The organism is Zavarzinia sp. (assembly GCF_041650655.1).
Taxonomy (GTDB): domain Bacteria; phylum Pseudomonadota; class Alphaproteobacteria; order Zavarziniales; family Zavarziniaceae; genus Zavarzinia.
On sequence record NZ_JBAZKR010000048.1, the window covers coordinates 15,263 to 33,538 of the forward strand.

Genomic DNA, 18,276 nt, shown 5'->3' on the forward strand with positions numbered 1-18,276 from the left:
ATGGGTATCATCCAGACCCCCAACGGCTTCGCCCTCGACAATACGGGCAAGCGCGTCGTCGTCGATCCGGTCACCCGCATCGAAGGCCATATGCGCTGCGAGGTGAATCTCGACGCCAACAATGTGATCCGCAACGCGGTTTCGACCGGCACCATGTGGCGCGGCCTCGAAGTGATCCTGAAAGGTCGCGACCCGCGTGACGCCTGGGCCTTCGTCGAGCGCATCTGCGGCGTCTGCACCGGCTGCCATGCCCTGACCTCGGTCCGCGCGGTCGAAGACGCGCTCGGCATCGTGATTCCCAGGAACGCGCATTTCCTGCGCGAGATCATGGCCAAGACGCTGCAGGTCCATGACCACATCGTGCATTTCTACCACCTGCATGCACTCGACTGGGTCAATCCGGTCAACGCCCTGAAGGCGGATCCGAAGGCGACCTCGGAACTGCAGCAGATGGTCGGGCCGCACCACCCGAACTCCAGCCCCGGCTATTTCCGCGACATCCAGAACCGCCTGAAGAAATTCGTGGAATCGGGCCAGCTCGGCATCTTCAAGAACGGCTATTGGGACAATCCGGCCTACAAGCTGCCGCCGGAAGCCGACCTGATGGCGGTCACCCACTATCTGGAGGCGCTCGACCTTCAGAAGAACATCGTGAAGATCCATACCGTGCTGGGCGGCAAGAACCCGCACCCGAACTACATGGTGGGCGGCGTTCCCTGCGCCATCAACATGGAAGGCAACATGTCGGCGGGTGCGCCCCTGAACATGGAGCGCCTGAACTTCATCCGCGCCCGCATCCAGGAAGCGGCCGATTTCATCGACAACGTCTATCTGCCGGACGTTCTCGGCATCGCCAGCTTCTACAAGACCTGGCTCTACGGCGGCGGGCTCTCGGCCACCAACGTGCTCGACTACGGCGATTACGAAGCCGTGCCGGGCGACAAGAAGACCGACCGCCTGCCGGGCGGCGTCATCCTGGACGGCAAGTGGGACGAGATCCATCCCATCGACCCGCGCGATCCCACCCAGGTCCAGGAATTCGTCGCCCATTCCTGGTACACCTATGGTGACGACAACAACAAGGGCCTGCACCCCTGGGACGGCGTCACCGAGCCGCATTACGAGCTGGGCGCCAAGGCGGTCGGCACCAGGACCGACATCAAGCAGCTCGACGAATCCGCGAAATATTCGTGGATCAAGTCGCCGCGCTGGAAGGGCCATGCCTGCGAGGTGGGCCCGCTCGCCCGCTACATCCTCGCCTATGCCCATGGCGTCGACTATGTGAAGGGCCAGGTGGACGACTCGCTCGGCCGCTTCAACGCGCTGGCCGGCACCAACCTGACGGCCAAGCAGGCCCTGCCCTCGACCATCGGCCGGACGCTGGCCCGGGCGCTCGAGGCGCAATATGCCGCCAAGATGATGATCGACGACTGGAACAGCGTGATCGCCAACATCAAGGCCGGCGACCTCGCCACCGCCAACGTCGAGAAATGGGATCCGAAGACCTGGCCGTCGGAAGCCAAGGGCGTCGGCACCGTGGCGGCGCCGCGCGGCGGCCTCGGCCACTGGATCAAGATCAAGGACGGCAAGATCGAGAACTACCAATGCGTCGTGCCGACCACCTGGAACGGCAGCCCGCGCGATCCCGCCGGCAACATCGGGGCCTTCGAGGCCTCGCTGATGAACACGCCGATGGAACGCCCGGAGGAACCGGTCGAGATCCTGCGCACCCTGCACAGCTTCGACCCCTGCCTCGCCTGCTCGACCCACGTCATGTCGCCGGAAGGCGAGGAACTGGCGCGGGTACAGGTCCGCTGACGCCGCAACGGGAGGAACGGACATGAGCATCGAAACAAGGGTGCCGCCGACAAAGATCACGGCGATCTATGTCTACGAGGCGCCGGTGCGCCTGTGGCACTGGATCAATGCCGCCGCGATCCTGACGCTCTGCGTCACCGGCTATCTGATCGGCTCGCCCCTGCCGACACTCTCGGGCGAGGCGAGCGACCACTTCCTGTTGGGTTACATCCGCTTCACCCATTTCGCTGCGGCCTATGTCTTCGCGGTCGGCTTCCTCGTCCGGATCTACTGGGCGATCGTCGGCAACGAGCATGCCCGGCAGTTGTTCCGCTTCCCCTTCTGGCAGAAGGCCTATTGGAAGGGCCTGATCCAGGAGGCGCGGTGGTACGCCTTCCTGGAACCGCGGCCGCGCAAATATGTCGGCCACAACCCACTGGCCCAGCTCGCCATGTTCTGGTTCATGACGATCGGCATCACCTTCATGATCGTGACCGGCTTCGCCCTCTATTCCGAAGGCGCCGGTCCCGACAGCTGGCAGGCCGCCCTGTTCGGCTGGGTGATCCCGCTCTTCGGCCAGAGCATGGACGTGCATACCTGGCACCACATGGGCATGTGGGCGATCATCTTCTTCGTGATGATCCACGTCTATGCCGCGATCCGGGAAGACATCATGTCCCGCCAGTCGATGGTCTCGACCATGATTTCGGGCGTCCGCACCTTCAAGGACGACGATCCGGACTGACATCCCCGCGGCAGGTGATGCCGACAACTCCAGGGGCGCGACGCCACTCGCGCCCCTCTTTTTTTGGCGATAGAGCCACGGCCGGATTTGGAATTCTTCTTTCCACTTCCAGGCCGATTCGGAAGACTCCCTTCCAAAATTCGTCGGCCACGATCGGAAAAGCCGGCGGCTTTCCGCCGCAGCGACATGTTGGCACGCATCCTGCACCTGTTCAGGAACCCGGCAGGGAGACCGGCAACCGGGCGTCAATAGTCCGGACAGGGAGGAACAAGCGTGGCGAAGATCGAGAGGATCCTCGTCCTCGGCATCGGCAACCTTTTGTGGGCCGACGAGGGCTTCGGCGTCCGCGCCGTGGAGGCGCTGGACCGCGACTGGAAGCTGCCTGACCAGGTGACGGTCATGGACGGCGGCACCCAGGGGCTCTACCTGCTGCCCTATCTCGAACAGGCCGACGCGCTGATCATCCTCGACGCCATCGACTACGGGCTGGAGCCCGGCAGCTTCCGCACGCTGCGCGGCGGCGATGTTCCGGCCTTCCTGGGCGCCCACAAGATGAGCCTGCACCAGACCGGCTTCCAGGACGTGCTGGCGACCGCCCAGCTCATGGGATACTGCCCCGAGGTGCTGATCCTGATCGGCGTCCAGCCCGAGTGCCTGGAGGATTACGGCGGCGGCCTGACGCCCGTCGTGGCGTCCCGGATCGCCCCCGCGGTCGACGCCGTGATCACCATCCTGCGCGAGGAATTCGGCCTCGAAGCGACCGCGCGGGACGGCACGGCCGACGAAGCCCTGATCGACCCCCGCGTCTCGCGCGAGGCCTATGAAGCCGGCCGTCCCTCGGCCGAGGAGGCCTGCCGCATCGGCGACGCCCGCGTGCTCGCCCGCCGGGTGTCCTGACCATGTGTATCGCCGAACCCCGCCTGATCCTCTCCGTCGAGGGCATCGTCGGCCACACGGCCGAAGGGCCGGTCGACCTCTCGCTGACGCCGGAGGCGGCGGCGGGCGACTGGGTCCTGGTCTTCCTGGGCGCCGCGCGCCAGCGGATCGAGGCCGAGGAAGCGGCAAGGGTCGCCGACGCCCTGGCCGGCCTCAAGGCGGTGATGACGGGGACGCCGGCCGACCTCGACCTTCTGTTCGCCGATCTCGCCGACCGCGAGCCGAGCCTTCCCCCCCATCTCGAGGCGGCCCGCGCCGCCGGTCTTCGCGAGGCATGACATGGCTGAACCCTTGCCACCCCTGGTCACCCGGCTGACGGCCGAACTGGGCTATCCCATGATCGATCCCGCCACCGCCTCGCTGCCCGCCGAGACGGGCGGCGAATGGCTGATCTTCCTGCCCGGCCATGGCCAGAAACACCTCGAGACCGCCGACATCGCGATCATCCTGCCCGAACTCCTGGCCGCCTTCCGCGGCCGGTTGAAGGCGGCCGTGGCCGATGCCGCGCTGGAAAAGAGCCTGCGCCAGCAGCTCGACGGCATTCCGCTGCCCGCCCTCGTCGTGGTGCGCGGCCACGAGCTGCTGGGCGCCATCCCCCGCGTGCTCGACTGGCACGAATATCTCGACACCATCACCACCATGATCGACGGCAAGCCCGCCGCCGCCGTCCTGCAGTGAGGCCGACATGAGCACACTCTTCGGAATGACCCGCCCGCCCGTCGGCTATGGTCCCGGCAGCCAGCCTTCCGAGGCCGGCGAGGACGACCTGGAATTCCTGCCCATGCCGACGGACATGAAGGTCTATGCCCCCCATCTGCCCGAGGTCGAGGACCCCACGAGGGTCGCGGCCGGGCTCCAACTGCTGGACCGTCTGTGCATCGGCTTGGACGGCTGGCGGGCGGACGCGCCCTTCACCCTGTCGCTCGACCGCCTGAACGAGGCCGACCGAGCCCTGATCGACGAAGCGCTGGGCGAAGGCGAAGTCTCCGCCGTGGTCGCCCTGGAAGGCGAGCGGATCGAGATCCAGGAAGCCACGCTGGCCGGAGTCTGGCGCCTGCGCCGCCATCTTTCCGGCGGCAAGCGCGAAGAATCGGTCGAAGTGGGCGCCTTCCCGCGCGCCGCGGTCGAGCGCGCCTTCCCGGCGAGCGACCTCGACATCGCCGCCCGCGCCGCCGTACCGCCCGCCGGCGTCATGAACGCCGCCCCCGTGCTGTTCGAGCTGCAGGAGCGGGCGCGCGGCTACCGCCCGGGCGACGCGCCCCATGTCGTCAATCTGAGCCTGCTGCCCCTGTCGCCGGAAGACGGCGCCTTCCTGGCCGAGGTGCTGGGCCAGGGCGCCACCACCATTCTCTCGCGCGGCTACGGCAACTGCCGGATCACGTCGACCAACCTGCCCCATGTCTGGTGGGTGCGCTTCTACAATTCGACCGACATGCTGATCCTCGATACGCTGGAGGTCACCGACGTGCCCCAGGTCGCCTGCGCCGCGGCGGAGGACATCGCCGACAGCGCCGTCCGCCTGGCCGACATCCTGACCGCGATCCGCTGAGGCGACGGCGATGGAACAGGCCCGCTTCGAAGGCTCCTATCTCGGCGACAACCGCCGCATTCCGCCGACCGCGCGCATGGAATGCAAGATCTGCTGGCACGTCTACGACCCGGCGGAAGGCTGCGAGACCTGGCAGGTGCCGGCCGGCACGCCCTTCACCGCCCTGCCGTCCGAATGGCGCTGCCCGTCCTGCGACGGCGAGCGGGCCCAGTTCATGGTGCTCGACTCGGGCGCCGCCCCGACCGAAGCCGATGCCGTCGCCCCCCTGGCGGCCCGGCTGGAAGGCGCCTTCCGCCAGATCGCGGCCAAGGACATGGCCGGCGTGCCGGTGGTCAACAAGGCGCTCGGCGTCCAGGCCGTCGGCTTTCGCGCCCATGGCGAGAGGGCGCTGGGCGTCCTGATCACGCCCTGGTTCATGAACCTGGTCCTGCTGCCGCTCGACGACGGGCTTGTGGCGCCGGTGGTGGGCAGCAAGCGGCTGGTCGACTTCCCCTCCGGCCGCTACGAATTCGTCCAGGGCCACGACGACCGGCTAGGCCCCTGGGAGGGTTGCTCCCTGTTCTCGCCCATGTTCGAGTTCAAGGCCATGGCGGACGCGGTCGAGGTGGCGGAGGCCGTGATGGTCTCGCTCTTCGATCCCGAGATCCGCGAGGACGGCGCGCCGACCGGCGAAATCCGCCGCCGCCGCGAAGCCGAGATCGCCGCCGCCGAGGCCCCCCTGCGCGAGGCGCCTTCGCCCGAAGCGGTGGCCGCCGAAGCGCCGGCCGCCCCCTCGCGCCGCGCCCTCTTCACCGGGGGGACGACGCCGTGAGTTTGGGCGGGGCGCATCTGACCATCACCCTCGGGGTCGAGGAGGGCCGGGTCGTTCCCGCGCTCGACCTCGCCCCTGGGGCCGATGCGACCCGCCTGTTCTTCGGCCGCGCGCCCGCCGACGTGGCGCGCCTGGTGCCGTTGATCTTCAACCTCTGCGGGGCTGCCCAGGGCCGCGCCGCCCGCGCCGCCCTGGGCCTGCCCCCGGCGGAAGGCGATGCACCGGCCCTGCATCTCGAACATGTGCGCGACCATGCGCTGTGCCTCGCCCGGGCCTGGCCGGCCGCCTTCGCGCTGCCCGCCGATGCCGATTGCCTGCGCCTGGCCGCCGGCCTCGCCAGTGGCGACGGCGCGGCGCAGTCCGGCCTGCTCCGCCATCTGGTGGGCCAGGCCGGCGATCTCGGCCAGATCGGGGTCAAGGCGCTGGTGCGCCTGCTCGAGGCGGGCGAGACTCCGCTCTTCCGCCTGCTCGCCCTGGCGCGCCGTCGCCTCCGCCCTGACTGGGGCCGCATCGAATTGCCGGCACCGAGCCCGGCCGACCTGACCGCCCGGCTGACCGGCCGGGCCGCGCCCCTCCGCGAGGCGAGCTGTCTCGAGCCGCTGCGCCCGCTGCCCCTGATGGCCGAGATCGAGGAAGCCGAGGGCCGTTCCCTCTTCCTCCGCATGATGGGCCGGGTGCTCGACCTGCTCCGCCATCTCGACCCCGCCGGGCCGACCGTGCCGGGCTGGAGCCCGGGGCGCGGCATCGGCATCGCCCAGGCGGTGCGCGGCCCCCTCGGCCACCGGGCCGTGCTGGCCGACGGCGCGGTCGAACGCTACCGGGTGGTGACGCCGACCGATTGGAACCTGGCCCCGGGCGGCGCCCTGGCGCAGGCCTTGTCGAAGCTCCCGGTCGGGGACATGCTGTCGGTCACGGCAAGGCTCGTCGTCTCCTGCATCAACCCTTGCGTGCCGACGGTGCTGGTCGCCGGGGGCAGAAAGGTCGATCTCCATGCATGAGATGGCGCTATGCGAGAGCGTGCTGGCGGCGATCGAGGATTCGGCGAAGGCCAATGATTTCGCGAAAGTGACCAAGGTGCGGCTGGAAATCGGCCGTTTCGCCGGGGTCGAGGTGGAGGCGTTGCGTTTCGGCTTCGATGTGGTGACCAGGGGCTCGCTGTGCGACGGCGCCGAGCTGATCGTCCTGCCCGTGCCCGGCAGCGCCTGGTGTTTCGATTGCAGCGAGACGGTCCCGCTCGAAGACCGGCTCGACCCCTGCCCCGTCTGCGGCGGCATTCGCCTGCAGCCGACCGGCGGCACCGAGATGAGAATCAAGGACCTGGAGGTGGAATGATGTGCAACGTGTGCGGCTGCGCCGGGGGCGGCGCCACCCTGGAAACCGATCACGGCCACCATCGCCACGGCCATGATCACGATCACCACCATCACGACCACGGGCATGATCACGACCACGGGCACCAACACGCCCATGATCACGATCACCCCCACGACCACGACCACGACCACGATCATGCGCATGACCATGGCCCGGGCGGCGTGATCGACTACGGCACCGGCCCGGCCCGCGCCCATGTGCCGGGCCTCAGCCAGTCCCGCATGATCGAGATCGAGCGCGGCATCCTGGCCAAGAACGACGAATTCGCCGAGACGAACCGAGCTCGCTTCGCCGAGAGCTGCCTCTTCGCCGTCAATCTTCTGTCCAGCCCCGGCGCCGGCAAGACCACGCTCCTGGTCGAAACCCTGAAGGCGCTTTCGGGCAAGATCGCCGCCGCGGTGATCGAGGGCGACCAGCAGACCAGCAACGATGCCGACCGCATCCGGGCGACCGGCGCCCCGGCGATCCAGATCAACACCGGCAAGGGTTGCCACCTGGACGCCCAGATGGTCGGCCGCGGCGTCGACGCCCTGAAGCCCAAGGCGGGCGGCCTCTTGCTGATCGAGAATGTCGGCAACCTGGTCTGCCCGGCAGGCTTCGACCTGGGCGAGGCGCAGCGCGTCACCCTCGTCTCGGTCACCGAGGGCGAGGACAAGCCGCTGAAATATCCGGACGCCTTCACCTTCGCCGACCTGGTGCTGGTGACCAAGACCGACCTCGCGCCCCATCTCGATTTCGACCTCGAGCTCCTGAAGCGCAACATCGCGCGGATCAACCCCTCGGCCGAGGTGGTCTGCCTGTCGTCGAAGAGCCGCGAGGGTTTCGATGCCTGGCTCGCCTGGCTCGCCAAGGCCCGGGCAGACTGGATCGAAGACTTGGCGCGCGAAGCCGAAGCCAGGGCGGCCCAGCTCCGCCGCAGCCTGACCCAGGGCCTTTCGGCATGAGCCTCGGCGCACGCAGCAACCGCCCAACCGTCCTGGTGGTCGACGACGAGCCCCGCTCGGTCGAGGTGATCGCCCGCGTGCTGCACGAGGATTTCGAGGTACTGACTGCCGGTTCCGCGGCGGAAGCCTTGCAGATCCTGGAGAACGAATGGGTCCAGGTCGTGATGAGCGACCAACGGATGCCGGAGATGACCGGGGTCGAACTGCTGACCCGCGTGCGCGAACGCTGGCCCGACGTGATCCGCATCCTGGTCACCGGCTACAGCGATCCCGAAGACATGATCGCCGCCATCAACGACGCCGGTATCTACGAGTTCATCGCCAAACCCTGGCACCCGGACCAACTCGTCCTGGCGATCCGGAACGGCGCCCGCCTGTTCCAGCTCCAGCGCGAGCACGATCGCCTGTCGATCGAAATGAAGCTGCTCGGCCCGACCGCCGAAGGCCGCATCTCGGCCCAGCGGGAAAGAGTCCGCCGCGGCTTTCATTTCGACAGCCTGGTGCGTACCCCCGGCAGCCCGCTCGACAAACTGTGCCGCCTGGCCGGCCAGGTCGCCACCTTCGACGTGCCGGTCCTGGTCCTGGGCGAGACCGGCACCGGCAAGGAGCTGCTGGCGCGCGCCATCCACTATGGCTCGCTCCGCGCCGACCAACCCTTCCAGGCGGAAAATTGCGGCGCCATCCCGGACGAACTCCTCGAAAGCGAACTCTTCGGTCACAAGAAGGGCGCCTTCACCGGCGCCGTCGCCAACCGCATGGGCCTCCTGGAACAGGCGGACGGCGGCACCGTGTTCCTGGACGAGATCGGCGACGTCTCGCCCGCCTTCCAGGTGAAGCTGCTGCGCTTCCTCCAGGAAGGCGAGATCCGCCCGGTCGGCTCCAACGAGGCGCGGCAGGTCAATGTCCGCGTCATCGCCGCGACCCACCGCGACCTCGCGGCCGAAGTGAAGGCCGGGCGTTTCCGCCAGGACCTCTATTACCGCCTGAGTTCCATGGTGCTGACCCTGCCGCCGCTGCGCGAGCGCCGGGGCGACATCCGCCTGCTGGCCGAGAGCATCCTGGCCCAGCTCTGCGCTGCCCACGGCAAGAAGGTGAAGGGCTTCACCGACGAGGCGATTTCCTGCCTCGAAGCCTACGACTGGCCGGGCAACGTGCGCGAGTTGCAGAACGAGGTGACCCGCCTGCTGATCCTGGCCGACAAGGACTGGCTGGGACCGGAGCTTCTGTCGTCCGGCGTGCGCGGCGGGGCGGCCGAGGCGAAGACCGGCTTCGGCCCGATCTCGCTTACCGCCGACATCCAGAACGGCCCGCTCAAGGACCGGGTCGAGAAGCTCGAAGCCGCGATCCTGCTCGAAACCCTGCTCCGCTTCCAATGGAACAAGAGCCGGGCGGCGGAGGAACTGGGCCTGTCGCGCGTCGGTCTGCGCGCCAAGCTGGAACGCTACGGCATCGTGCCCGGCGCACTCTCGAACCGGCGCCATTGAGGTATTCATCATGTGTCACGGCATTCCCGGCCAGATCGTCGCCATCGAGGACGCCGAGGCCATGCTGGCCACGGTCGACGTCTCGGGCGTGAAGCGCCGCGTCGACCTCACCTGCGTCGCCCCCGAGGCGGAGAGCCTGGACGCCCTGATCGGCCGCTGGGTCCTGGTCCATGTCGGCTTCGCCATGTCGGTGATCGACGAGGCCGAGGCTGAAGCGACATTGGCCCTGCTGGCCGAACTCGGCGAGCTCGAGGCGGAACAGGAAGCGCTCCGCACCGGGACCGTGGCATGAGCGCCAACGGCGACATTCTCGCCGCCCTCTATCCCGCGGCCCGGCCGCGCGGGTCGAGCGACCTCGCCGCCTCGATTTCGCGGAAACTGGCCGATCACCTCGCCGTCGCGGAAACCTTCTTCGCCGCCGAGGCGGAGAATGTCCAGCGCGCGGCGCGCCTGCTCGCCGATTGCTTCGCCGGGGGCGGCCGCCTGCTCACCATGGGCAACGGCGGTTCCTCCACCGATGCCGCCCATCTGGCGATCGAATTCCAGCACCCGATCACCACCGGCCGCCCGGCCCTGCCGGCGATCAACCTGACCGCCGACGTCGCCCTGGTGACCGCGGTCGGTAACGATGCCGGTTTCGAGAATATCTTCGTGCGACCCCTGATCGCCCATGGCCGCAAGGGCGACGTGCTGGCCGGCTTCTCGACCAGCGGCAATTCGAAGAACCTGCTGCGTGCCTTCGAGAAGGCGAAGACGATGGGCATCGTGACGCTCGGCTTCGCCGGGGGCGACGGCGGTGCCATGGCGGCGCCCGGCGCCCTCGACCTCTGCCTCACCGTGAAGACCCCCTCGGTCCACCGCGTGCAGGAGGTTCACCTGCTCACCTATCACATCCTGTGGGACCTCACCTGTACCCTGCTGGCGGAGGCTGCGGCACCATGAAATTCAGCGACGAATTCCGCAACGGCGAGATCGCCAAGGGCCTGGTCGCCCGCATCGCCACCCTGCTGGATGCCTGCGGCGCGACGGTCGAAAAGCCGCTTCGCTTCATGGAAGTCTGCGGCGGGCACACCCATGCGATCTTCCGCCACGGCCTGGCCGACATGCTGCCCAGAAGTCTCGAATTCCTCCACGGTCCGGGCTGCCCGGTCTGCGTGCTGCCCATGGGGCGGGTCGACGACTGCGTCGCCATCGCCGAACAGAAGGGCGTGATCTTCACCACCTTCGGTGACGCCATGCGTGTCCCCGGCTCGAAGAAGAGCCTGTTGCAGGCCAAGGCCGATGGCGCCGACGTGCGCATGGTCTATTCGCCGCTCGACGCCCTCGAAATCGCCCGCAAGAACCCGGATCGGCAGGTGGTCTTCTTCGGCCTCGGCTTCGAGACCACCATGCCGGCGACCGCCTTGACCGTGCTCCGCGCGGCCAAGGAGGGGATCGCCAATTTCTCCCTCTTCTGCAACCACATCACCATCATCCCGACCATCCGCGCCGTGCTGGATTCGCCCGACATGGCGGTCGACGGTTTCATCGGCCCCGGCCATGTCAGCATGGTGATCGGCACCAAGCCCTATCGCTTCATCGCCGAACATTACCGCCGCCCCCTGGTGGTCACCGGCTTCGAGCCGCTCGACGTCCTGCAGGCGATCTGGATGCTCTTGAGGCAGATCCACGAGGGACGGGTCGAGATCGAAAGCCAATATGCCCGGATCGTGCCGGAGGACGGCAATCGCGCCGCCCTCCAGGCGATCGCCGAAGTGTTCGAACTGCGCGACTTCTTCGAATGGCGCGGCCTCGGCTCGATCGAGCATTCGGGCGTGAAGATGCGCGAGAAATACGCAGCCTTCGACGCCGAGCGGAAATTCGCCATCGGCCAGGTCACCATCGCCGATCCCAGCGCCTGCCAGTGCGGCGAAGTGCTGAAGGGTGCGATCAAGCCCTGGGACTGCAAGATTTTCGGCACCGCCTGCACGCCGTCCACGCCGGTCGGCGCGCTCATGGTGTCGTCGGAAGGCGCCTGCGCCGCCTATTACCAATATGGCGGCCTGCGCAAGGGGGCAGCATGACCATGCAACCGATGCCGCGGCCGCGCCGCCAGCTCCAGGTCGACCGCGTGACGCTGGCCCATGGCGGCGGCGGCACCGCCATGCGCGACCTGGTCGAAGACGTCTTCGTCTCCGCCTTTTCGGCGAGCGAGGCGGCCCTGGAGGACCAGGCCCGCATCTCCCTGGCCGATCTCGCGACGAGCGGCGACCGCCTCGCCTTTACGACCGACGGCTTCGTGGTCGATCCCCTGTTCTTCCCGGGCGGCGATATCGGCAAGCTCGCGGTCTATGGCACGGTGAACGACCTCGCGGTGGGCGGTGCCATCCCGCGCCTGCTGTCCTGCGCCGTGGTGATCGAGGAGGGCATGGCGATCGAGACGCTGCGCCGGATCGCCCGCTCCATGGCCGCGGCGGCGGCGGAAGCCGGCGTCGCCATCGTCACCGGCGATACCAAGGTGGTTCCGCACGGAGCCTGCGACAAGATCTTCATCACCACGAGCGGGGTCGGCGTGGTGCGCCACGGCATCGAGGTCGGCATCGGCCGGGCCAGGCCGGGCGACGTCATCCTGGTCAACGGCTTGCTCGGCGACCATGGCGCCGCGATCCTGAACGCGCGCGGCGATCTCGCCCTGGACAGCCCGGTGGAGAGCGACTGCGCCTCCCTCGCCGGCCTGATCGCGGATCTTCTCGGGGCCGCCCCCGGCACCCGCATGATGCGGGACGCCACCCGTGGCGGCCTCGCCGCGGTGCTGAACGAATTGGCCGAAGCCTCCAACGTCGGCATCACCGTCCGCGAGACCGACGTGCCGCTGCGCCCCGCCGTGCGCGGCTTCTGCGAGATCCTGGGGCTCGACCCGCTCTATCTCGCCAACGAGGGCAAGCTGGTCGCCGTTGTGCCGCCGGAACAGGCGGCAGCGGCGCTGGCCGCCCTGCGTGCCCACCCGCTCGGCACCGAGTCCTGCGCCATCGGCACGGTGACCGAGGGCAAGGTCGGCCGCGTGATCATGGAGACCGCCTTCGGCGGCCACCGTATCGTCGACATGCTGGTGGGCGACCAATTGCCCCGCATCTGCTGACAGAGCCGCCTGCGGCACCCCGCCGCAGGCGGCAGGCCCGACGCCGTGCTCTCGGCGGTTTTCGGCCGTATTAAGTTTTTCTGAAAAAACGTGTCACCATTTTAAAATTCCCTGACAGTCCTCCGTCCCCCAAGCTCGTCCCTGGATCCCGACACCGGCCACGCCGAAACGAGTCGGAACGGGATGGGAGGACAGAAGATGACTGCGCTGCAGACCGACCGTCAGGTCTCGCTCGACCAATTCCTGGCCCGCCATGCGGCCGGCGACACGCCCGAAGCGGCGGCGGTCGCGGCCACCGTCGCCGCCCTCGCCAGCGCCGGCATCGAACTCGCCGGCCTGGTCGCCCGCGGGCCGCTGGCCGGCGCCATGGGCGCGCTGCGCTGCGACGAGCGTTTCGGCGACAGCCAGAAGGAACTCGATTTCCGCGCGCACCAGATCGTGACGGAGTGCCTGCGCAAGACCCCGGTCGCCGCCCTCGGTTCCGAGGAAGCGGACGAGGCGGAGGTGCTGAACCCCGGCGCCCCCCTGGTGGTCGCCGTCGACCCGCTCGACGGTTCTTCGAACATCGAGACCAATTCGACCATCGGCACGATCTTCTCGATCTATCCGGCCGGCGAACTCTCGGCCGAGGCGGCCCTGCTGCAACCCGGGCGGTGCCAGTTCGCCGCCGGCCTGATCCTCTATGGCCCGCAGTGCGGCCTGGTGCTGAGCCTCGGCCAGGGCACCCATGCCTTCACCCTTGATCCCGAAACGCGCGAATTCCGCCTGACCCGGCCGGACATCACGGTGCCGGTCCGGGCCCGCGAATATGCCATCAACGGCTCCAACCAGCGCCACTGGCCGGACGCCATCCGCCGCTATGTCGACGATTGCCTGGCCGGGACGGAAGGGCCGCGCGGCTGCGACTTCAACACCCGCTGGGTCGCCTCCATGGTCGCCGACGCCTTCCGCATCATGGTCCGGGGCGGCATCTATCTCTACCCGGGCGATGCCCGCCCCGGCTATCGCCAGGGCCGGCTGCGGTTGGTCTATGAAGCCAATGCGGTCGCCCTCCTGCTCGAACAGGCAGGCGGTGCCGCCACCGACGGCACCGACCGCATCCTCGATCTGATGCCCACCAGCCTGCATCAGCGCACCCCCCTGGTGTTCGGCTCGGCGGACGAGGTCGCCCGGGTCGCCCGCTACATGACCGACGCCTTCAGCGGCGGCGAGGATTCGCCGCTGTTCGGCAAGCGCAGCCTGTTCCGCGCCTGAGCGGCAGCCGGAGAGTTTCGATGTCAGTCCTTCATCCCATCATCTCCGTGACCGGTTCGTCCGGCGCCGGCACGACCTCGGTCCGCCGCACCTTCGAGCAGATCTTCCGGCGGGAGGGGATCGCCGCCGCCTTCATCGAGGGCGACGCCTTCCACCGCTACGACCGCCTGGCCATGCGCCGCGAGATGGCCGCTGCCGCCGCCGCCGGCAACCCTAACTTCAGCCACTTCGGCCCCGAAGCCAATCTCCTGCAGGAACTCGAAGCCGTCTTCGCCAGCTATGGCGAGACCGGCGGCGGCCAGACCCGCCACTATATCCACGATGCCGAAGAAGCGGCCGTCTACGGCGGCGAGCCCGGCACCTTCACCGATTGGGAAGCCTTCCCCGAACCGACCGACCTTCTGTTCTACGAGGGCCTGCACGGCGCCGTGATCGGCGAGGGTGTGAACCTCGTCCGTTACGCCGACCTGAAGATCGGCGTCGTGCCCGTGATCAACCTCGAATGGATTCAGAAGATCCACCGCGACCGCGCCGCCCGCGGTTACTCCACCGAGGCGGTGATGGACACGATCCTGCGCCGGATGCCGGACTATGTGCATTACATCTGCCCGCAGTTCGCCGAGACCGACATCAATTTCCAGCGCGTGCCGACGGTCGACACCTCGAACCCCTTCATCGCCCGCTGGATCCCGACGCCGGACGAATCGATGGTCGTCATCCGCTTCAAGAGCCCGCGTGGCATCGACTTCCCCTATCTGCTCTCGATGATCGCGGGAAGCTTCATGTCCCGCGCCAATTCGATCGTCATCCCGGGTAACAAGCTCGACCTCGCCATGCAACTGATCCTGACCCCGATGATCCTGCAACTGATGCAGCGCAAGAGGAGGGCTTCATGAACCTGGCCGCACCCGTGTTCGAGGCGAAGGTCGACGTCGCCCAGATGGCGAACGCCATCCGCGTGCTCGCCATGGATGCCGTGGAACAGGCCAAGTCAGGCCATCCCGGGATGCCCATGGGCATGGCCGACGTGGCCACCGTGCTGTTCACCCGCTTCATGAAGTTCGATCCCGACGCGCCGGACTGGGCGGACAGGGACCGTTTCGTGCTCTCGGCCGGCCACGGCTCCATGCTGCTCTATGCAATCCTGCATCTGACCGGCTATCCCGACATGACGGTCGAGGAATTGCGCCGCTTCCGCCAGTGGGGCGCCCTGACCGCCGGCCATCCCGAATACGGCCATACGCCGGGCGTGGAGACCACCACCGGCCCGCTCGGCGCCGGCATCGCCACCGCGGTCGGCATGGCGCTCGCCGAAGAGATGCAGGCGGCCCGCTTCGGCCGTGACCTGGTCGATCACCATACCTATGTGATCGCCGGCGACGGCTGCCTGATGGAGGGGATCAGCCACGAGGCGGTCTCCCTCGCCGGGCATCTGGGCCTGCGGCGCCTGATCGTGCTGTTCGACGACAACGGCATTTCGATCGACGGGCCGCTGACGCTCGCCTGTTCCGACGACCAATGCGCCCGCTTCGCCGCGAGCGGCTGGCACGTTCAGCGGATCGACGGCCACGACCCCGCGGCGATCGAAGCCGCGATCGAGGCCGCCAGGGCGAGCGACCGCCCCTCCCTCATCGCCTGTCGCACCGTCATCGGCCGTGGCGCTCCCACCAAGGCCGGCACGGCGGCCACCCACGGCGCGCCCCTCGGCGCCGACGAGGTGGCCGCCACACGCAAAGCGCTCGGCTGGACCGCGGCCCCCTTCGAGGTCCCGCCGGCGATCCGTGCCGCCTGGTCGTGGCCCGCCGAACGGGGCCGCGCCGCCCGCCGCGCCTGGCGCCAGCGCCTGGAGCAGGCCCCGGCGGCGGTGCAAGAAGCCCTGACGCGGGACCGCGACCATCTGGTCCCCGCCTCGGCCATCGCGGCGCTCGAGGCGATCCGCGCCGATTTTCTCGCTGCCAAGCCCAATCTGGCGACCCGCCAGGCGTCGCAGAAGGTGCTGCAGCAGCTCCTGCCCGCCATGCCCAACCTGGTCGGCGGCTCGGCCGACCTGACCCATTCGAATCTGACCCATGGCACCGGCCAGGTGGCGGTGAAGCCGGGCGATTTCGCCGGCAGCTACCTCCACTTCGGCATCCGCGAACACGCCATGGTCTCGGCCCTGAACGGCATCGCGCTCCATGGCGGCTTCGTGCCCTATGGCGGCACCTTCCTGGTCTTCGCCGACTATTGCCGGCCGGCGATCCGCCTTGCCGCGCTGATGGGCCTGCCCGTCGTCCTGGTGCTGACCCATGATTCGATCGGCCTCGGCGAGGATGGCCCGACCCACCAGCCGGTGGAACATCTGGCTTCGCTTCGCGCCATGCCGAACCTCCTCGTCTTCCGTCCGGCCGATGCGGTCGAGACGGCCGAAGCCTGGGCCCTGGCCGTCTCCCAGGCCCACCGGCCGAGCGCCCTCTGCCTGAGCCGCCAGGGCTTGCCCGCGCTGGCCCGGGCGGGGGCGCCGGCCGGGATCGGCGGGGCTTCCGCCCGCGGCGCCTATGTCGTGGCCGAGCCCGAGGGGCCGCGCCAGGTCACCCTGATCGCGACCGGTTCCGAGGTCGAGGTGGCGCTGGCCGCGGCACGCCTGCTGGCGGAAGACGAAATCGCCGCCGCCGTCGTCTCCGCGCCCTGTTTCGAACTCTTCCGCGAACAGCCGGAAGCCTATCGCCGCGCCGTCCTCGGCGCAGCACCGCGGATCGGTATCGAGGCGGCGGTGGAGGGCGACTGGGCGCGCTGGCTCGGCGATCGCGGCGTCTTCGTCGGCATGACCGGCTTCGGCGCCTCGGCCCCGGCGGGCGTGCTCTACCGCCAGTTCGGCATCACCGCGGAAGCGGTCGCCGATGCGGCCCGCCGCGCCATCGAGAACAACTGAGGGAGGACGGAACAGTGGTCACCAGGGTAGCGATCAACGGCTTCGGGCGCATCGGCCGCAACGTATTGCGTGCCATCGCCGAATCCGGGCGCGAGGACATCGAGGTCGTCGCCATCAACGACCTCGGCCCGGTCGAGACCAATGCCCACCTGCTGCGCTTCGATTCCGTCCAGGGCCGCTTCCCCGGCACGGTGGAGGTTTCGGGCGACGACATCGTGGTGAATGGCCGCAAGATCCGCGTCACCCGCATCCTGAAACCCGCCGAGCTGCCGCATGGCGACATGGGCGTCGACATCGCCATGGAATGCACCGGGATCTTCACGGCCCGTGCCAAGGCCGCCGCCCATCTCGAAGCCGGCGCCGGCCGCGTGCTGATCTCCGCCCCGGGCGAAGACGCCGATTTCACCGCTGTCTTCGGTGTCAACCACCAGGGCCTGAAGGCGTCCCACCGCGTGGTCTCCAACGCTTCCTGCACGACCAATTGCCTGGCCCCCGTGGCCAAGGTGCTGAACGACGCCATCGGCATCGAACGCGGCTTCATGACCACGGTGCATTCCTATACCAACGACCAGCCCTCGCTCGACCAGATGCACAAGGATCTCTATCGCGCCCGCGCCGCCGCCCTTTCGATGATCCCGACCTCGACCGGGGCAGCCAAGGCCGTCGGCCTCGTGCTGCCGGAACTGAAAGGCCGGCTGGACGGTGTATCCATCCGCGTGCCGACGCCCAATGTCTCGGTCATCGACTTCAAGTTCCAGGCGGCGAGGCCGACCACGGTGGCCGAGGTGAACGAAGCGATCCAGGCTGCGGCGTCCGGCCCGCTCTCGGGCGTGTTGGCGGTCACGGCGCTGCCCAATGTCTCGTCCGACTTCAACCACGATCCGGCGTCGAGCACCTTCGCCCTCGACCAGACCAAGGTGATGGACGGCACCCTCGTCCGCATCCTGAGCTGGTACGACAACGAATGGGGCTTCTCCAACCGCATGTGCGACACCGCCGTCGCCATGCAGCGGGCGGCGTGACCATGGGCGCCCCCGGTATCGACGGCCTGGGCCCCCTGGCCGGCCGGCGCGTGCTGTTCCGCGCCGACCTGAACGCCCCGATGCAGGGCGGCTTCGTCAGCGACGCCACCCGGCTCGAAGCCCATGCGACCTCGATCCGCGAATTGGCGCGGCGCGACGCCAAGGTGATCGTGCTGTCCCACTTCGGCCGCCCCAAGGGACGCGACGAGGGACAGAGCCTGCGGCCGGTCGCCATGGCGCTGGCCCGCGTGCTCGGCCGGCCGGTCGCCTTCGCCGAGGATTGCATCGGTCCGCTCGCCGCCGAAGCCGTCGCCGCCATGATACCCGGCGA

At 68.6% G+C, this 18,276-nt stretch carries 21 protein-coding genes; all 21 read left to right on the top strand.

Features of this window, described 5'->3' with window-relative positions:
- The gene (locus tag WC493_RS12565; RefSeq protein WP_373065867.1) at positions 1 to 1,818 is read left to right on the top strand and encodes a nickel-dependent hydrogenase large subunit; all 1,818 of its coding nucleotides are present in this window, start codon (positions 1 to 3) and stop codon (positions 1,816 to 1,818) included.
- A gap of 22 nt (positions 1,819 to 1,840) precedes the next feature.
- Entirely contained in the window at positions 1,841 to 2,542 is a 702-nt protein-coding gene (gene cybH, locus WC493_RS12570) for a Ni/Fe-hydrogenase, b-type cytochrome subunit (protein ID WP_373065868.1), read from the top strand.
- A 273-nt stretch (positions 2,543 to 2,815) separates the two neighbouring features.
- Positions 2,816 to 3,439: a HyaD/HybD family hydrogenase maturation endopeptidase gene (locus WC493_RS12575; RefSeq protein WP_373065869.1), complete on the top strand. Its 624-nt coding sequence runs from the start codon at positions 2,816 to 2,818 to the stop codon at positions 3,437 to 3,439.
- Positions 3,440 to 3,441: 2 nt separating this feature from the next.
- Positions 3,442 to 3,756, top strand: coding sequence for a HypC/HybG/HupF family hydrogenase formation chaperone (locus WC493_RS12580; RefSeq protein WP_373065870.1), 315 nt, complete (start codon positions 3,442 to 3,444; stop codon positions 3,754 to 3,756).
- A gap of 1 nt (position 3,757) precedes the next feature.
- Positions 3,758 to 4,156, top strand: a complete 399-nt coding sequence (locus WC493_RS12585) for a hydrogenase (RefSeq protein ID WP_373065871.1) — start codon at positions 3,758 to 3,760, stop codon at positions 4,154 to 4,156.
- A gap of 7 nt (positions 4,157 to 4,163) precedes the next feature.
- On the top strand, positions 4,164 to 5,027 hold the full coding sequence (locus WC493_RS12590; protein WP_373065872.1) for a hydrogenase expression/formation protein: 864 nt from the start codon (positions 4,164 to 4,166) through the stop codon (positions 5,025 to 5,027).
- A gap of 10 nt (positions 5,028 to 5,037) precedes the next feature.
- Positions 5,038 to 5,838 carry a [NiFe]-hydrogenase assembly chaperone HybE gene (gene hybE, locus WC493_RS12595; RefSeq protein ID WP_373065873.1) on the top strand — a complete coding sequence of 267 codons (801 nt, stop codon included), beginning with the start codon at positions 5,038 to 5,040 and terminating at the stop codon, positions 5,836 to 5,838.
- Positions 5,835 to 6,836, top strand: coding sequence for a nickel-dependent hydrogenase large subunit (locus WC493_RS12600; RefSeq protein ID WP_373065874.1), 1,002 nt, complete (start codon positions 5,835 to 5,837; stop codon positions 6,834 to 6,836). The genes hybE and WC493_RS12600 overlap by 4 nt, the downstream gene beginning before the upstream one ends.
- Positions 6,829 to 7,170: a hydrogenase maturation nickel metallochaperone HypA gene (gene hypA, locus WC493_RS12605; RefSeq protein ID WP_373065875.1), complete on the top strand. Its 342-nt coding sequence runs from the start codon at positions 6,829 to 6,831 to the stop codon at positions 7,168 to 7,170. Before WC493_RS12600 ends, hypA begins: the two co-directional genes overlap by 8 nt.
- Before the next feature lie 72 nt (positions 7,171 to 7,242).
- Positions 7,243 to 7,377 carry a hypothetical protein gene (locus WC493_RS12610; RefSeq protein ID WP_373065876.1) on the top strand — a complete coding sequence of 45 codons (135 nt, stop codon included), beginning with the start codon at positions 7,243 to 7,245 and terminating at the stop codon, positions 7,375 to 7,377.
- Entirely contained in the window at positions 7,374 to 8,156 is a 783-nt protein-coding gene (gene hypB / locus WC493_RS12615; protein ID WP_373065877.1) for a hydrogenase nickel incorporation protein HypB, read from the top strand. Before WC493_RS12610 ends, hypB begins: the two co-directional genes overlap by 4 nt.
- A complete protein-coding gene (locus tag WC493_RS12620; protein ID WP_373065878.1) occupies positions 8,153 to 9,640 on the top strand; it encodes a sigma-54-dependent transcriptional regulator in 1,488 nt (495 codons plus the stop codon). The genes hypB and WC493_RS12620 overlap by 4 nt, the downstream gene beginning before the upstream one ends.
- A 10-nt stretch (positions 9,641 to 9,650) precedes the next feature.
- The gene (hypC, locus tag WC493_RS12625; RefSeq protein ID WP_373065879.1) at positions 9,651 to 9,932 is read left to right on the top strand and encodes a HypC/HybG/HupF family hydrogenase formation chaperone; all 282 of its coding nucleotides are present in this window, start codon (positions 9,651 to 9,653) and stop codon (positions 9,930 to 9,932) included.
- A complete protein-coding gene (locus WC493_RS12630) occupies positions 9,929 to 10,582 on the top strand; it encodes an SIS domain-containing protein (RefSeq protein ID WP_373065880.1) in 654 nt (217 codons plus the stop codon). Before hypC ends, WC493_RS12630 begins: the two co-directional genes overlap by 4 nt.
- On the top strand, positions 10,579 to 11,703 hold the full coding sequence (hypD, locus tag WC493_RS12635) for a hydrogenase formation protein HypD (RefSeq protein WP_373065881.1): 1,125 nt from the start codon (positions 10,579 to 10,581) through the stop codon (positions 11,701 to 11,703). Before WC493_RS12630 ends, hypD begins: the two co-directional genes overlap by 4 nt.
- Complete coding sequence (gene hypE / locus WC493_RS12640) at positions 11,700 to 12,758, top strand: hydrogenase expression/formation protein HypE (protein ID WP_373065882.1); 1,059 nt, start codon at positions 11,700 to 11,702, stop codon at positions 12,756 to 12,758. The genes hypD and hypE overlap by 4 nt, the downstream gene beginning before the upstream one ends.
- A 198-nt stretch (positions 12,759 to 12,956) precedes the next feature.
- Complete coding sequence (locus WC493_RS12645) at positions 12,957 to 14,012, top strand: class 1 fructose-bisphosphatase (RefSeq protein ID WP_373065883.1); 1,056 nt, start codon at positions 12,957 to 12,959, stop codon at positions 14,010 to 14,012.
- 20 nt (positions 14,013 to 14,032) lie between these two features.
- Positions 14,033 to 14,908, top strand: coding sequence for a phosphoribulokinase (locus tag WC493_RS12650; RefSeq protein ID WP_373065884.1), 876 nt, complete (start codon positions 14,033 to 14,035; stop codon positions 14,906 to 14,908).
- Positions 14,905 to 16,923, top strand: coding sequence for a transketolase (tkt, locus tag WC493_RS12655; protein WP_373065885.1), 2,019 nt, complete (start codon positions 14,905 to 14,907; stop codon positions 16,921 to 16,923). Before WC493_RS12650 ends, tkt begins: the two co-directional genes overlap by 4 nt.
- A gap of 14 nt (positions 16,924 to 16,937) precedes the next feature.
- On the top strand, positions 16,938 to 17,945 hold the full coding sequence (gene gap, locus WC493_RS12660) for a type I glyceraldehyde-3-phosphate dehydrogenase (RefSeq protein ID WP_373065886.1): 1,008 nt from the start codon (positions 16,938 to 16,940) through the stop codon (positions 17,943 to 17,945).
- 2 nt (positions 17,946 to 17,947) lie between these two features.
- A partial coding sequence (gene pgk / locus WC493_RS12665; protein ID WP_373065887.1) for a phosphoglycerate kinase occupies positions 17,948 to 18,276 on the top strand: 329 nt, incomplete at its 3' end.

Coding starts and splice junctions, on each gene's coding strand:
- WC493_RS12650 (WP_373065884.1), top strand. CDS start 14,033: ATGTCAGTCCTTCATCCCATCATCTCCGTGACCGGTTCGTCCGGCGCC.
- WC493_RS12565 (WP_373065867.1), top strand. CDS start 1: ATGGGTATCATCCAGACCCCCAACGGCTTCGCCCTCGACAATACGGGC.
- WC493_RS12630 (WP_373065880.1), top strand. CDS start 9,929: ATGAGCGCCAACGGCGACATTCTCGCCGCCCTCTATCCCGCGGCCCGG.
- WC493_RS12585 (WP_373065871.1), top strand. CDS start 3,758: ATGGCTGAACCCTTGCCACCCCTGGTCACCCGGCTGACGGCCGAACTG.
- WC493_RS12620 (WP_373065878.1), top strand. CDS start 8,153: ATGAGCCTCGGCGCACGCAGCAACCGCCCAACCGTCCTGGTGGTCGAC.
- hybE (WP_373065873.1), top strand. CDS start 5,038: ATGGAACAGGCCCGCTTCGAAGGCTCCTATCTCGGCGACAACCGCCGC.
- WC493_RS12610 (WP_373065876.1), top strand. CDS start 7,243: ATGATCACGATCACCACCATCACGACCACGGGCATGATCACGACCACG.
- hypA (WP_373065875.1), top strand. CDS start 6,829: ATGCATGAGATGGCGCTATGCGAGAGCGTGCTGGCGGCGATCGAGGAT.
- WC493_RS12580 (WP_373065870.1), top strand. CDS start 3,442: ATGTGTATCGCCGAACCCCGCCTGATCCTCTCCGTCGAGGGCATCGTC.
- hypC (WP_373065879.1), top strand. CDS start 9,651: ATGTGTCACGGCATTCCCGGCCAGATCGTCGCCATCGAGGACGCCGAG.
- hypD (WP_373065881.1), top strand. CDS start 10,579: ATGAAATTCAGCGACGAATTCCGCAACGGCGAGATCGCCAAGGGCCTG.
- WC493_RS12590 (WP_373065872.1), top strand. CDS start 4,164: ATGAGCACACTCTTCGGAATGACCCGCCCGCCCGTCGGCTATGGTCCC.
- tkt (WP_373065885.1), top strand. CDS start 14,905: ATGAACCTGGCCGCACCCGTGTTCGAGGCGAAGGTCGACGTCGCCCAG.
- hypE (WP_373065882.1), top strand. CDS start 11,700: ATGACCATGCAACCGATGCCGCGGCCGCGCCGCCAGCTCCAGGTCGAC.
- cybH (WP_373065868.1), top strand. CDS start 1,841: ATGAGCATCGAAACAAGGGTGCCGCCGACAAAGATCACGGCGATCTAT.
- WC493_RS12645 (WP_373065883.1), top strand. CDS start 12,957: ATGACTGCGCTGCAGACCGACCGTCAGGTCTCGCTCGACCAATTCCTG.